Here is a 13,980-nt window from a genome sequence, read left to right as displayed (position 1 = left end):
CGCTGTTCGGCTTCAGCCTAGGCCCAAAGGGCCCCGGGGACGCACTGAGCGCGAGTGGGAACTAGGATGGTGGGACGAGATCCGAACCCGGATCGTGTCGAGTCCTCGAGGAGGGGTTCTGTGCCCACAGGAAAGGTGAAGTTCTTCGACGCCGAGCGCGGCTTCGGCTTCATCGGCGGCGATGACGGTGCGGAGGTCTTCCTCCACGCCTCCGCCCTCCCCGAGGACGCGCCCGCGCCGAAGCCGGGCACGCGCGTCGAATACGGCGTCGCAGACGGCCGGAAGGGCCCGCAGGCCCTGTCGGTGCGCATCCTGGCGCCGAAGAAGTCCGCGGCGGCGGCCCGCAGGCGCAAGCCGCAGGCGATGGTCCCGGTCATCGAGGACCTCATCAAACTCCTCGACGCCTCCTCGGCCGGTCTGCGCGCGGGCCGCTACCCGGAGAACTCCGCGCAGGTCGCGAAGGTCCTGCGCGCGGTCGCGGAGGATTTCGATGCCTGAGACCAGTCGGAACGCCCGGGCGAAGTCCGCCCGGACGCGCACCCCCAAGACCGATGCGGTCCTGTCGGGCGCGGTGGGCCTCGCGAAGGAATCCGCCGAGGCCGTCGCCCACCCGCGCCGCGTGGGCGAGCACCTGGGTTTCGTGATGGACGGCGAGCGCCTGGGCACCCACTTCTTCGCCTCCCAGGACGCCGGATACCGCGGCTGGGCCTGGGCGGTGACGGTCGCCCGCGTCCCGCGCGGCCGCGCGGCGACGGTGTGCGAGGTCGACATGATGCCCCGCGAGGGCGCCCTGCTCGCACCCGAATGGGTGCCCTGGGAAGAGCGCCTGCGCCCGGGCGATCTCACCCGCGAGGACACCCTGCCCTACCAGGCCGATGATGCGCGCCTGGAGGCGGCTTTCGAGGATGCGAGTGCGGATCTGGATCTCCCGGAGGTCAAGGAGATCGGCCTCGGGCGCAAGAGGGTCCTGTCGGAGGAGGGGCGCCGGGCGGCGGTCGAGCGCTGGTACCGTTCGGAGCAGGGCCCCAAGGCGGGTCGTCCCCCGAAGAACTCCTGCTCGACCTGCGGGTTTCTCGTGAAGATGTCCGGTTCGATGCGCACGGTGTTCGGCGTGTGCGCCAATGAGTGGGCGCCGGACGACGGCAGGGTCGTGAGCCTGGACCACACCTGCGGGGCCCATTCGGAGACGGATGCGCCCAAGCAGGGGACGCAGTGGCCGGTTCGCCCCTCGCGGATCGACGAGGGCGCCCTCGATGCCGAACCGATGCCGAAACAGCCGGAGGCGGACGCCTCGACGGCGGTCGCGCAGGACGCCGTCGAGGCCTGAGCCCCGCAGGATCGCGCCCCGCCCTCGTCCATTCCGTCCGGCCGCGCCTGAGCGGCGGAGGGGTGATGCGTGTCACTGCATGATTGTTGCGTCGCTTTGGTGACCGAAGGCACGATTGTCCCGTGAGCACAAAGAATACGGCCGCGGCCTCCCATCCCGCGGCAGCCACCTCATCCATCGACAAGTTCTTCCACGTCTCCGAGAGGGGATCGACCGTCGGTCAGGAGGTGCGAGGAGGCTTCGTCACCTTCTTCGCGATGGCCTACATCCTCGTCGTCAACCCGATCATCCTGTCCACGACCCTCCCCGAGGACGCCGGCTTCGGCTTCGGCGACATCGCCGCGGGCACGGCCCTGGTCGCCGGGATCGTCACGATCCTCATGGGCCTGGTCGCCAACTTCCCCCTCTCCCTCGCCGCGGGCATGGGCCTGAACGCGGTCGTCGCCTTCACCCTCGTCGGCGGTTCGGGCCTGACCTACCAGGAGGCCATGGGCCTCATCGTCTGGGAGGGCATCCTCATCACGGTCCTCGTACTCACGGGCTTCCGCGAAGCCGTGTTCAAGGCCGTGCCCCGCCAGCTCAAGACCGCGATCTCCGTCGGCATCGGCCTGTTCATCGCCTTCGTGGGCCTCATCAACGCGGGCATCATCCGCCCCGGCGGCACGCCGGTACAGCTCGGCGTCAACGGCTCCCTCGCCGGGTGGCCCGCCCTCGTGTTCGTCATCGGCCTGATCCTCACGATCGTCCTCTACATCCGCAAGGTGCGCGGCGCGATCCTCATCGGTCTGCTCTCCTCCACGGTCGTCGCGATGATCCTCCAGGCCCTCCTCCACATCCCGGCGATGAAGGACGAGACCGGCGCGGTCGTCAACCCGACCGGCTGGGGTCAGACGATCCCCGAGATCACGGGCTCCCTCGTGTCCCTGCCGAGCTTCGGCTCGCTCTTCCAGGTCGACATGTTCGGGGCCTTCGCGAAGCTCGGCCCGATCGCGGTCGTCCTCCTCATCTTCTCGCTCATGCTCGCCGACTTCTTCGACACGATGGGCACGATGGTGGCCATCGGCGGCGAGGCGAAGCTCCTCGACGAGCACGGGAACCCGCCGAAGTCCCGCGAGATCCTCCTCATCGACTCCCTCGCGGCGATCGCCGGCGGCGTCGGCGGCGTCTCCTCGAACACCTCCTACATCGAGTCCTCAGCGGGCGTCGGCGAGGGCGCGCGCACCGGCCTCGCCTCGGTCGTGACCGGCCTGCTCTTCCTCGCCTCCACCTTCCTCGCGCCGGTCGTCGAGCTCGTGCCGACGGAAGCCGCGTCGACGGCCCTCGTCTTCGTCGGCTTCCTCATGATGATGCAGGTCGCGGAGATCGACTGGTCGAAGGCCGAAATCGCGATCCCCGCGTTCCTCACGATCGCCTTCATGCCCTTCGCCTACTCGATCACCGTCGGCATCGGCATCGGCTTCATCACCTACACGGTGATCCGCATCGCCAAGGGCGAGGCCGGAAAGGTCCACGGACTCATGTGGCTCACCTCGGCGCTCTTCATCGTGTACTTCCTCCTCGGCCCGATCCAGGCCCTGTTCGCCTGAGCCCGAAGGCGCCCCGGCCCTGCCGGAGCGCCGCCGCGAAGCACGTGAACCCCGCGGAAGGCGATTTCCGCGGGGTTCCTCTATTGTTGGAGGAGTTCCATCCGATCACCACGACGCACGTGGCTCCGGCACGATCCGAGGAGGCGCACCCGCGAGTGTCCCGCACCTTCCAGTCACTGGGGATCTTCAACTTCCGCCTCTGGTTCTTCGGCAACATCATCGCCTCGACGGGGACCTGGATGCAGCGGGTCGCCCAGGACTGGCTCGTGCTCACCGTCCTGACGGATCATTCGGGCACGCAGATCGGCATCGTGACGGCGCTCCAGTTCCTGCCGCTCCTCCTCCTGTCGCCCTGGGCCGGCGTCCTCGTCGACCGGATGGACCGGCGGCGACTGCTCCAGGCCGCGCAGGTGACGAATGTCGTCCTCTCCGCGATCCTGGGCGCCCTCGTCCTCGGCGGCTGGGCGCTCCTGTGGCACGTCTATGCGCTCGCCCTGCTCGGAGGGGTCCTCGGGGCGCTCGATTCCCCGGCCCGCCAGGCCTTCGTCTCCGAACTGGTCCCCGGCGACTCCCTCTCCAATGCGGTCGCCCTCAACTCGACCGCTTTCAACGCCGCCCGCCTGCTCGGCCCCGCCGTCTCCGGCCTCGTCATCGAATGGGTGGGCATCGGCTGGGTCTTCCTCGTCAACGCCGCCCTCCTCGTCGCCCCGGTCGTCACCCTGGCGGTGATGAGGTCCGCCGAGATGGTCCATCGCGAGGCCGTGAAGCGCTCGCCGGGACAGATCCGCGAGGGGATCGCCTATGTGGCCTCGCGCCCGGACATCGTGCTCATCATGCTCCTCATGATGGTCGTCTCGGCCTTCGGTTTGAACTTCCAGCTGACCAGCGCCCTCATGGCGACGGAGGTGTACGGGAAGCAAGCGGGGGAGTACGGGATCCTCGGCTCCTTCATGGCCGTCGGCGCGCTCGCGGGCTCCCTGATCGCGGCGCGTCGCGCCAGTCCCCGGCTGAGGTTCGTCATCATCGGCGCCGCATCCTTCGGCCTCATCGAGATCGCCCTCGGCCTGGCTCCCGGCTACGAGCTGTTCGCCCTCCTGTCGATTCCGGCGGGGCTCGCGGCGCTCACGATGATCACCGCGGCCAACGCCGCGATCCAGATCACGACCGATGAATCGATGCGCGGCCGCGTCATGGCGCTCTACACGATGATCTTCCTGGGATCGACGCCCATAGGGTCCCCGACGATCGGGTGGATCGGTGAAGCCTTCGGGGCCCGCTGGTCCCTCCTCGCCGGAGGGATCGCCTCGCTCCTCATGGCGCTCGGCTGCGCCCTGTGGGGGATGCGCCACTGGGGGTACCGCATGCGACTCGGCGCTTCGGGGCGCCTGCGCTTGGAAGGGCCCGCGAAGCGCCCCCGCGTCGAAGCCGACCCCGCTCCTCTCGACTAGGCCCTCTCGGGACCGAGCCCCGGGCCGGAGCCTTGGAGGGAGGGGCGCGGCTCGACCGGATGCCGCTGAGGACTCAGAGGATCCGTTCGATGATCCAATCGAAGCAGACGACGAGGGCCTCGACGTCCTCGATCGCCGTCGAGGGCCACGTGGCGATCCGCAGTTGATTGCCGCCGACGCCGCGGTAGGGGTCGATGTCGACGACGCCCTGACTGCGCAGAGCCGCCGACAGGGCTCCCGCATCGATCGCCTCATCGAATTCGATGGTGACGACGACGGGGGAGCGGTGCGCGGGATCGGCGACGAAGGGGCGCGCCACCGAGGACGCATCCGCCCAGTCGTAGAGCACCCGGGAGGCGGCGCGCGCACGCGCCTCCATCGCCGAAAGGCCGCCCATGTGGAGCATCCAGTCGATCTGCTCGGCCAGCATGACCAGGGTCGCGATCGCCGGAGTGTTGAGCGTCTGGTCCTTCACCGAGTTCCTGACCGCGGCGGACAAGTCGAGGAAGGTCGGCACCCAGCGCCCGGGAGCCGTCGACAGCTCCGCGGCGCGCTCGATCGCCGCGGGGGACAGGATCGACACCCACAGCCCCCCGTCCGATCCGAAGGCCTTCTGGGGCGAGAAGTAGTACGCATCCGCCTGTGCGGGATCGATCGGGACGGCGCCCGCGATCGAAGTCGCATCGATCAGGGTGAGATCGCCCTCGTCGCCGAGCCTGCGCACCGGGGACAGGACGCCCGTCGAAGTCTCGTGATGCGGGTGCGCGAACACGTCCGGACGGCCCCCGTCCGCCGAGCGCTCCCGGCCCGTCAGCAGGGCGAGCGATCCGGGCGCGGCGGTCACGCGGAGCGCGGGCGCCAAGTGGGGGGCGCGGTCGATCTCCTTGGCGAACTTCTCCCCGAACTCCCCGAAGGTCGCCAGGGCGGCGCGCTCGCGGACCAGGCACGCGGCCGCCGCATCCCAGAAGGCCGTCGCCCCGCCGTTGCCGAGGACGACTTCGTAGCCCTCGGGCAGGCCGTAGAGCTCGCGAAGACCCGCCCGGACGGAGGCGACGACCGCCTTGACGGGACGCTTCCTGTGGGAGGTCCCCATGATGAGCGGGCGGGCCAAGGCGTCGATCTGCGGCTTGCGGATCCGCGAAGGCCCGGATCCGAAACGACCGTCCGAGGGGAGAAGTTCAACGGGAACGCGCGGGTAGGACTCCATGGCTCCACGCTATCGCCCTCGTCGCCCCTCAGCGAGCGCTTTCCGTCAGACGGCGGCGCAACGGTTGCGAGGGCGGGAACGCCGGATGAAGCGCCAAGAGCAGGCGATGCCCGATGATCGACACGCCCTGTGGCCCGGGGGCCGAGGACCTATGCTTGAGGGCATCGTGAGGCGAGCAGGGAAGGAACACAGACGTGGGCGACCTTATCGACACCACCGAGATGTACCTCAAGACCATTCTCGAAATGGAAGAAGACGGGGTGACGCCCCTGCGCGCCCGCATCGTCGAGAGGCTCGATCATTCGGGCCCGACGGTCTCCCAGACGGTGGCCAGGATGGAGCGCGATGGACTCCTGCACGTCCTGGGCGATCGTCGTCTCGAACTCACCGAGGAGGGGCGGCGTCAGGCGATCGACGTCCTGAAGAAGCACCGGCTCGCGGAGCGCTTGCTCGTCGACGGGATCGGCCTCGACTGGGAACTGGCTCACGACGAGGCCTGCCGGTGGGAGCACGTCATGTCCGACCGCGTCCAGGCGCGCCTCGTTGCGCTTCTGTCTGATCCTGAGACTGACCCTTACGGGAATGCGATTCCCGGGACGGGCGAGCCCGTCCGGGGCGAGTCGGTCGAGGTCGCGGTGCGGACGCGACTGGGACAGGAGCTCGAGCTCGTGCGGATCGGCGAGCCCCTTCAGGCGGATGCGGAGATCATCGCGGACTTCTCCTCGGCGGGGCTTCGCCCGGGGGCTGAGCTCCTCCTCGAGGACGAGGGCGATTTCGTGCGTCTTCGCCCGCTCGACGCGTCGGGGGCGCCGGGGCCGGGGTTCCGGATTCCTCTGAACCTCGCTGCGCACCTCTTCGTGCGCCCCCTCTGAGCTCCTCAGGGGCCGGATGGTGCCTCTTTCTGCTGTTTCTCAGCGAAAATGCTTACCCGTTATCTCCGTTATCTTGGCGTGACATTTCGAGGACGGCGGTTTAGAGTTGGCGGTGGCCGACAGGCCGACCGTTCCTCATGCACCGAAGTTGGACCGTGGGGGATGCGAGAAACAGGTCCAACGTGGGGGAACCATCGCGGCCGCAAGGCCTTGGGGTGAAGCCTGGGAAACCGGGCCGGGCTCTCCTGCCCGAATCCGACAGCTTACCTCGCAGGTCAACAAGGAGAACTAACGCACGTGACTCACGTCAAGCCCGCGCCGCGCCACCGCAAGGCGCGTCGTCCGCTCCGACCGATCCTCGACATGACGGACACGATGACCGCCATCGGCGCCGTCAAGCCCGCAGCGATCGCGTCCGTCACCGGCCTCGCCCTCACCGCTGTCGTCGGCGGTAGCGCGACTGCCGCCGGCGGCCAGGCTGATTCCACCCAGCCGACCCTTGCGCCGACCACGACCACGGCCCCGAAGTCCGTGGCGACCACCGTCGTCGTCCCCGACATCGCCTGGACCGCCGAAGAGGTCACCGTCTCCGCCGAGGCGCCCGCCGCCGTGGCGGAATCCCAGCCCGCCGCGGAGGAGACGGTCACCCGTTCCGAGGTCCGCGAGGAGATCACCCCCGCATTCGATCCTTCCGCTCAGGCCGCCGCGTACAACGCCGCCGGCGGTTCGATCGCCGCCGCCGCCCTCGCGCTGACGGGCATCCCCTACGTCTGGGGCGGCACCACGATGGCGGGGCTCGACTGCTCGGGCCTTACCCAGCTGGCTTACGCCGCCGCTGGAATCAGCCTGCCGCACACCTCCGATGCGCAGGCCGCGGGGGGCACCCCCGTTTCGGCCGCGGAGGCTCAGCCGGGCGACCTCGTCGCCTACCCTGGTCATGTCGCGATCTACGTCGGCAATGGCCAGATGGTCGAGGCTCAGATGCCGGGGCGGCTTTCCACCGTCACCGCGGTTCGCCCCGGGGGCTACTTCGTCCGTTACTGAGTGCTGATCCTCAGCGCTTCGCTTGTCATGGCTGGTCGGGCCCGTACGGGCCCGACCAGTTCGTGCATTCGGGGTGGTCTTCGGGACCTGCTGGGACCTTCGGGTCTGGGGCGGGTGGCGACAAGTCGGACACGGGCTCTCGGGTTTGTGGCGACAACTCGGACAGCCGTGACGGATTGAGTCTGATTCATCAAGGCTCACCTGGGCATTCGCAGATTAGGCATCCGTCCGATGCTCGACTTGTTGTCGGGTCGTTGCGTGATGGTCGGGGTTGATGTCCGATTTGTTGTCGGGTCGTTGCGCTGCGGCCGGGGGGGGGTTTGGTGTCCGACTTGTCGCCGCTTATCGCCGCCTCGTCGCTCTGCGCCTTTGTCCGCCCCTGCCGCCTCGGCGCTCTTGCACGAATGGGCCAAGGTTGTGGACAGGTTCTCCTGACTGAAACGGTCGAGATGAGGCACAATAGACGTGAGCTACATCACGAGGAGGCCATCATGGGTTCCACCGAAGTCATTCTTGTCGGCGTCGACGGCTCGACGGAGAGTCTCGCCGCAGTCAAATGGGCGACCGATCGTGTGCTGAGAACAGGAGGGCGCGTGCACGTCCTGTGCACCTATGCCCTCGCGTCGTACTCGGCCGCCGCGCTCGACGGAGGCTACGCCGTCCTCGATGATGAGGCCCTGAAACGAGGGGCCAAGCAGGTCGTCGATGAAGCCGTCGAGATCGCGAAGAACCGCGGAGACGTCCGCATCTCCAGCTCGATCGAGCCCGGCGACCCCGCGGCGGTGCTCGTCGAGATGTCGGCCGAGGTCGATATGGTCGTCGTCGGCTCGCGCGGAGGCGGTTCCTTCGCCGATCGTCTGCTGGGGACCGTTTCCTCCGCGCTGCCCGCGCATGCGAAGTGCCCGGTCGTCATCGTTCCGCGGCACACCTCGGGCAAGAAGTTCATGCCGATCGAGCGGATCGTCGTCGGCGTGGACGGTTCGGACGTCCCCTCCTCTGGCCTGCGCCGGGCCATTGACGAGGCCGAGATCTGGGATGCGCGCCTGACCGCCGTGTCGGCGGTGCCGATCGCGACGGGCACCTCGATGATGACCTGGGCCCCCTCGGGCGTCGATCATTCGGCCATGCTCAAGGACGTGCGCAAGGGGATGGGGGTCGCGATCGACCAGGCGCTGGACGGGCGGGACATCGAGGTGGCGCGTCATGCCCTGGACGGTTCGCCGGCCTCGCTCCTCATCGAATTCTCGACGGCGGTCGATCTGGTCGTCGTCGGCACGAGGGCGAGGGGCGGCCTTGCGGGCGTCCTGCTCGGTTCGACCTCTCAGACGGTGCTGAGCCATTCCACGTGCCCGGTGATGATCGTCCCCTCGGATCATCTGGGGCAGGCCGAGTCGGCGGCGCCTCCGAGCTGGGAACGGCGCTGACGCGGTCCGGGTGCTTGCCGGGCCGCCGAGCCTGGTAGAGTGGGGCCCGCTCGATCCAAGATCGAGCGGGCCCTCGTAGCTCAGGGGATAGAGCACCGCTCTCCTAAAGCGGGTGTCGGACGTTCGAATCGTCTCGGGGGCACATGAAACCCTGGTTCACCAGGGAAAACGGATCGGGGTTCTGTGCCGCGGAAGCGCTCGGAACCCCGATCTGCTTTTATCCGTTCTCTTCGCTTCAAGGATCGTCCATCCAGACGTCCGTCGCCGACGCCCGTCGGGCTCGACTGCCCCTCGTGACGGCTCTGCCCGAATGCCCGCTGCGCCGGAGACCGAGCGACGGCGCCGCCCCCGAAGACGGGGCATCGCGGCGATGCCTCCCGAACCGAGGCGGCTTCGGCCGCTACCGTGGGAGAGTGGCCAATGGATTCTTCTCTCGAAATCCGCGCGGCGACTCCGAGAAGGAGTCGGCCGCGCCGGAGCCGACGCCGACTGCGGTGCCCTTCCCCCCGCTGAAGCCCGATTCGAAGCTCGAGAAGCAGCTCGCCGAATGGAACTCGGACCTCGCCCGGCTCACCCGGATCGACGGTGAGGATGCGCCGCGTCTGACGATCAACCAGGCCCATCCCGGTGGGCTCGCGCAGCTGTACACGGATCATCCGACCCGTCTCTCCCTGCTCGTGAGGGAGCCGAGCGCCCACCAGCGCGCGGTCGAACGCGCGCGCACGATCCTCGCCAGGTCCAATGAACTCGCGGCCCGTCACGGCGTGGGGACGATCCACATGTCGATCGGCTCGGCCCGCTGGATCGTCGACGGCGTCGCCCAGAACTCGGCGGCCCTGCTGCGGCCCGCGCGCCTCACTGAGAACTCCGGGGACGTGACGATCACCCTCCTGCCGGGCTTCACCCTGGATCCGCGCCTGTCGGCGGCGCTGACGCGCGCGGGCGTCGCCCTCGAGGCCGAGGAGCTCGTCGCACAGGCGACGACGATCCACGGCTTCTCCTCCTCTTCCGCGCTGGCGGCTCTGCGTGCGCACGGCGCGGTCCTCGAACGTTTCGAACTCCGCGACGAACTCGTCCTCGGTATCTTCGAGCATCCGGCATCCGGCCTCAAGCGCGAGTTCGACGATGCGAGCCACTTCCTCGCCTCGCCGATCGTGCGCGCATTGGCGGGCGATGACACCGCGGTCGAGCAGGTGCACCAGCCGCTCCCGCAGGCCGATCCCAAGGACCGCGACCCGTGGAAGGAGCGCGGCGCGGGCGATTTGACGCCCCGCCAGCTCGACGTCATCGAGGCAGTCGCCGAAGGCCGCTCGTTCCTCGTCGATCTGCCCGACGGAGCCGACGACACCGCCCTCGTCGGCGCTCTCCTGGCCGACGCCGCGGCCTCGGGCAGGACGACCCTGCACATCGGCGGCTCGCCCTCCCTGACGACGAGGGCGGAGGACCGCCTGCGCGAACTCGGACTGGGGGAGGCCGCGGCCCGGATCGACGGCACGACCTCCTCCGGTGAGGAGCTGCACGACCTCCTGCGCACCGCGATGAGCGACACCTCAGTCGTCGCCGACGTCCGCGAGGTCGACGAGATGCGGAAGCGACTGCGCGACCTGCGCTCGCGCTTGTCGAACTACACCGAGGCCCTGCACCGTCCCTACGGCGCTTTCGGGGTGTCCGCCTTCGAGGCGCTCCAAGTGCTGACGGACCTGACGAGTGCTCATCCGACTCCGGCGACGAAGGTCCGCTTCCGCGAGGAGGTCCTGCTGGGGATCGCGCAGGACCAAGGCGCCAAGGCGCGCGCCCTGCTCCACGAAGCCGCCGACCTCGGGGTCTTCTCCCGCTCGAGCGCCCAGGCGTGGCGGGGGATCGTCATCGGCTCGCAGGAGCAGGTCCCCGAAACCCTCGAGATCGTGCACCGCCTCTCGCACGATTCGATTCCCCGGCTGCGCGTCCGCATGGGCGTCCTTGCGGGTGAAGCGGGTCTTACTCCTGCCACCACGCTCGCGCAGTGGAAGGAGCAGCTCGACTTGTTCGAGGGCGTGCGCGACGTGCTCGACGTGTTCCAGCCCCAGATCTTCGAGCAGTCCGCAGCGGACATGGTGATCGCGACCGCCACGAAGCAGTGGCGCGCCGCCCACGGCATCACGATGAAGCGCTCCGAACGCGTGCGCCTGGTCAAACGCGCTCAGGACTTCGTCCGACCGGGCACGCATGTCGCCGACTTGCACGCCGAACTGGTCAAGGTGCAGCGGCGTCGCGAGGCTTGGCGCGAGCAGACGAAGGATGACGGCTGGCCGACGCTTCCGCAGCGCCTCGATGAGGCGAAGAGCGTGACCCGCTCGATCGAGGAGGACCTGTCCGACCTCGCCCCGGTGTTCGCGACCTCGAAGCTCGATTTCCAAGCGATGCCCGTAAGCGCCCTCGGCGCCCTCTTCGACTCCCTGGATGCGGATCCGGAGGGCGCGAAGGAGCTGCCGCGTCGGGTTGGCGTGCTCAAGCGCCTCGGTGAGATCGGCCTGTCTGCCCTCGCGAATGATCTGAGGGACCGCCATGTCGATGAGGAGCTCATCGACGCGGAGATGGACCTCGCATGGTGGGCGTCGATCCTCGGACTGATGCTCGCCAATGAGCCCGGATTGGGGGGCTTCGACCCGGCTCATCTCGAGGAGGCCCTCGAAGCCGGGCGCGCCCTGGACGCCGAGCAGGTGGCCTCCTTGGCTCCGCAGGCGCTCGGGCAGTTGCGGCGCCTGCGCCTCCAGGCGATGGCGACGCGGCCCGAGCAGGTCGATGCTCTGGACGCCCTGCTCGAACGCCCCCTCGGCGCGCTCGAGCTGTACACCTCGGTCGCGCTCGTGCGGAACCTCGTGCCGATCGTGTTCACCGTGCCGACCCTGGTGCCCTCACTGGTGCGCCCGGGCCACAAGGTCGACCTGCTCATTCTCGATGATGTCGAGGCGCTGCCCCTGGCGGAGCTCGTGCCGATCATCGCGAGGGCCCGCCAGGTCGTCGTCCTCGCGGATCTTTCCGCGGCCTCCGGTGAGGGCCCGACTGCGGCTCTCGCCGCCGTGCTGCCCCGGCGGAGGATGGACGTGGCTCCCGCCCTGCTCAACGATCAGGTGGCCCTGCTGCTCGCGCGCCACGGAGTGGATCACACGGGCGTGCCGGTCCCGTACACCGCGGCGAGCGCCCCCGTCACGGCGCACTGGTGCGAGGGGACGGGAATGCCCGCTCCGGGCGCCGCCGGAGTGGAGTCCACGGCCGCGGAGGTCGAGGCCGTCGTCGATCTCGTCGTCGCGCACGCGGTCGAGCAGCCCGAACGCTCGCTCGGTGTGATCGCCCTCAACGCGCGGCATGCGGAGAGGATCCGTCAGGCGATCCAGCGCACGCGGGCGAGCGAACCGGGACTCGCGTCCTTCTTCGATGCGACGAACGCCCAGCCCTTCGCCGTGGTCGATCCGCAGGGGGCGCGGGGATTGAGCCGGGATCGCATCATCGTGTCGGTCGGCTACGCGAAGACTCCGCACGGCCGGGTCATCCATGATTTCGGCGAGTTCTCGACCGGTGCGGGTGCGCGCACGATGTCCGATGTTCTGCGCGCGATCCGGGGGGATTTGACGCTCGTCTCCTCTTTGCGGCCGCGCGACATCGACCGCTCGCGCCTGACGACGGAGGGCGCGGTCATGCTCGCGGACCTTCTCGAGGTCGGTGAGGGCCAGTCCGGCGTCGGCAATGGCGGGTGGCCCGTTCTGGAGGCCGCTCCCGACAGGCTCCTGGTCGATCTTGCGGACCGCCTGTACGGCATGGGGCTCGAGGTCGTCGCGAATGTCGGGATCCCCGGCGGCATGAGGATCCCCTTGGCGATCGGGCATCCCGAGGTGCCGGGGCGCCTGCTGGTCGCGGTGCTGACCGACGATGACGCCTACGTGAGCGAGCCCTCTTTGCGCGTTCGCGATCGCATGTGGCCCGCGATGCTCGAGGCCCAGGGGTGGAAGGTCCATACGGCTCTGTCGATGGCCGTGTTCATCGATCCGGGCAAGGAGGCGGAGACGATCGTCGGTCTCGTGCTCGATGCGGTTGATGAGGTGAACGGGCCGGCGGAGGGGGATCCGGGCGTCGAGGTCCCTGAGATCGAGGATTTCGCGCCGGATCTGGAGAGGATCGTCGTGTCCGATCCGGGGCTCGATGAGTTGGTGGCGTCGACTTCGCAGGCGCGCGAGCGGGCAGATGAGCTCGTCACGGGCATGTTCGAGGTCGTGGCTGAGGAGTCGGAGGGGGCTTCGGCGGAGGATGCCGCGTCTTCTGGCGCGGGGACTGCGGCGTCGGGGTCCTTCGACGAGGGCGGTGCGCCTTCGGCGCCTCGTGAGCGCGGGCCCCGCCCGGCGATCGCGAAGGGCTTGCCTCTGGCCGCCTACTCGGACGATCAGTTGGATGAGATGGCGGTCTGGGTGAGTTCGGACGGTGTTGCCAGGAGTTTCGAGGACACCGTCGAGGAGCTCCGCAACGCCCTGGGGATCACCCGTCGGGGCTTCCAGTCCGATGCGGTGCTCGGTCATGTCGTCCGCCGGACATCGGCGGCGCGGGGCGATGCGAAGTGACTCGTCCGGGCGGCGGGAGTCACGAGGGCGGGGCTGCGGGTTCCGTCGAAGGTGGCTCCGCCGGGTCCGGGCGCGGCGCTGCCGGCTCCGCTTCCGCTGGTGCCGCTCGGAAGCGGGCCCGCCGCGTGGCGACTTATGTGTCCGAGGTCGATCGTCGTCTGATCGCGCAGGGGATCGCGCCGTCGTGGGAGGATCGCGTGCGTGAAGAGGACGCCTGGCCGGGGTCGATGCGCGATGCCCCCGATCGCGGGGACGGGGCGAATGATCGGCGTCTGCTGGATGATGTGCCACCCCATTGGCAGCCGCGCGCTTAGGGGCGTCTCGCGGAGCCCGAGTTTGAGCGCGTCTGAGTTTGAGCGAGCCAGAGTCTGAGTCGGGTTCCGCGCCCGAGCCCGGGACGCCCCCGTCGGGCTGCGCGTTCCGCACCGCGTCTTCGAGCTGCTCGGAGCTGCTCAAGGACGGCGAAGAGCCCCGGGCGGCCTG

The 13,980-nt window shown here is 69.1% G+C and carries 10 protein-coding genes, 1 tRNA gene and 1 riboswitch; of the genes, 10 read left to right on the top strand and 1 reads right to left on the bottom strand.

Features of this window, described 5'->3' with window-relative positions; all coding sequences use genetic code 11:
• Positions 1 to 120 precede the first annotated feature (120 nt).
• From HD592_RS10260 to HD592_RS10245, 4 genes are all read left to right on the top strand, one after another.
• Positions 121 to 498, top strand: coding sequence for a cold-shock protein (locus HD592_RS10260; protein WP_184453867.1), 378 nt, complete (start codon positions 121 to 123; stop codon positions 496 to 498).
• The gene (locus tag HD592_RS10255) at positions 491 to 1,327 is read left to right on the top strand and encodes a DUF3027 domain-containing protein (RefSeq protein WP_184453865.1); all 837 of its coding nucleotides are present in this window, start codon (positions 491 to 493) and stop codon (positions 1,325 to 1,327) included. Before HD592_RS10260 ends, HD592_RS10255 begins: the two co-directional genes overlap by 8 nt.
• Before the next feature lie 122 nt (positions 1,328 to 1,449).
• Positions 1,450 to 2,913 carry a solute carrier family 23 protein gene (locus tag HD592_RS10250; RefSeq protein WP_184453863.1) on the top strand — a complete coding sequence of 488 codons (1,464 nt, stop codon included), beginning with the start codon at positions 1,450 to 1,452 and terminating at the stop codon, positions 2,911 to 2,913.
• Positions 2,914 to 3,068: 155 nt separating this feature from the next.
• Entirely contained in the window at positions 3,069 to 4,361 is a 1,293-nt protein-coding gene (locus tag HD592_RS10245; RefSeq protein ID WP_184453861.1) for an MFS transporter, read from the top strand.
• A gap of 73 nt (positions 4,362 to 4,434) precedes the next feature.
• On the opposite strand, the gene serC is transcribed toward HD592_RS10245, so the two are convergent.
• On the bottom strand, positions 4,435 to 5,568 hold the full coding sequence (serC, locus tag HD592_RS10240) for a phosphoserine transaminase (protein WP_184453858.1): 1,134 nt from the start codon (positions 5,566 to 5,568) through the stop codon (positions 4,435 to 4,437).
• Positions 5,569 to 5,762: 194 nt separating this feature from the next.
• Between serC and HD592_RS10235 the strand changes: the two genes are divergently transcribed.
• The 6 genes from HD592_RS10235 to HD592_RS12255 all read left to right on the top strand — a co-directional run bounded on the left by HD592_RS10235 (position 5,763) and on the right by HD592_RS12255 (position 13,811).
• Entirely contained in the window at positions 5,763 to 6,440 is a 678-nt protein-coding gene (locus tag HD592_RS10235) for a metal-dependent transcriptional regulator (protein ID WP_184453856.1), read from the top strand.
• A 130-nt stretch (positions 6,441 to 6,570) separates the two neighbouring features.
• Positions 6,571 to 6,731: riboswitch (cyclic di-AMP (ydaO/yuaA leader) on the top strand.
• Between the two features lie 6 nt (positions 6,732 to 6,737).
• Complete coding sequence (locus tag HD592_RS10230) at positions 6,738 to 7,484, top strand: C40 family peptidase (RefSeq protein ID WP_320658317.1); 747 nt, start codon at positions 6,738 to 6,740, stop codon at positions 7,482 to 7,484.
• Between the two features lie 491 nt (positions 7,485 to 7,975).
• Positions 7,976 to 8,908 (top strand): universal stress protein, encoded by a 933-nt coding sequence (locus HD592_RS10225; protein ID WP_184453855.1) that lies wholly within the window; start codon positions 7,976 to 7,978, stop codon positions 8,906 to 8,908.
• Positions 8,909 to 8,977: 69 nt separating this feature from the next.
• A tRNA-Arg gene (locus HD592_RS10220) sits at positions 8,978 to 9,050 on the top strand.
• 271 nt (positions 9,051 to 9,321) lie between these two features.
• Positions 9,322 to 13,497 (top strand): prevent-host-death family protein, encoded by a 4,176-nt coding sequence (locus HD592_RS10215; protein ID WP_184453853.1) that lies wholly within the window; start codon positions 9,322 to 9,324, stop codon positions 13,495 to 13,497.
• Between the two features lie 125 nt (positions 13,498 to 13,622).
• A complete protein-coding gene (locus tag HD592_RS12255) occupies positions 13,623 to 13,811 on the top strand; it encodes a toxin (RefSeq protein WP_277299033.1) in 189 nt (62 codons plus the stop codon).
• Positions 13,812 to 13,980: the final 169 nt, after the last annotated feature.

It is taken from the genome of Schaalia hyovaginalis, from assembly GCF_014208035.1.
Lineage (GTDB): Bacteria > Actinomycetota > Actinomycetes > Actinomycetales > Actinomycetaceae > Pauljensenia > Pauljensenia hyovaginalis.
This window is presented reverse-complemented; position numbering and strand designations above follow the sequence as displayed.

Excerpts from the sequence above, each read along its gene's own strand:
- serC (WP_184453858.1), bottom strand. The coding sequence starts at position 5,568 with ATGGAGTCCTACCCGCGCGTTCCCGTTGAACTTCTCCCCTCGGACGGT.
- HD592_RS10225 (WP_184453855.1), top strand. The coding sequence starts at position 7,976 with ATGGGTTCCACCGAAGTCATTCTTGTCGGCGTCGACGGCTCGACGGAG.
- HD592_RS10255 (WP_184453865.1), top strand. The coding sequence starts at position 491 with ATGCCTGAGACCAGTCGGAACGCCCGGGCGAAGTCCGCCCGGACGCGC.